The following is a 342-nucleotide window of genomic DNA, read 5'->3' on the forward strand; positions in this document are numbered from 1 at the left end:
CAAAATCCGGATGCTGAGTTAGAAGCAAAAATCAAAGCCATTCGGCAGAGTGACAAGGACTTTGGTTATCGTCGAATCTGGGGTAAGCTCCGCAAAGAGGGCCTTTTAGTCAATCGCAAGAAGGTTCAGCGCCTTGTCCAGAAATTAGGGCTACAGGTAAAAGCTTTCTCCCACAAGAGTCGCAAATACAGTTCCTACAAAGGTACTGTTGGGCGTATTGCTCCCAATCGGCTGCGTCGCCGCTTCGATACATGTATTCCACATCAAAAAATCACCACAGATACCACTGAATTTAAGTATTATGAAATGGACACCAACGGAAATATTCTTACACGCAAGGCG

The 342-nt window shown here is 45.3% G+C and carries 1 protein-coding gene; it reads left to right on the forward strand.

What is annotated here, in order from left to right; translation table 11 throughout:
- Positions 1-342, forward strand: a 342-nt coding sequence (locus tag FZ041_RS14355; RefSeq protein WP_149190066.1) for an IS3 family transposase, incomplete at both ends; no start/stop codon positions are given.

The organism is Pseudoselenomonas caprae (assembly GCF_008271345.1).
Lineage (GTDB): Bacteria > Bacillota > Negativicutes > Selenomonadales > Selenomonadaceae > Selenomonas_A > Selenomonas_A caprae.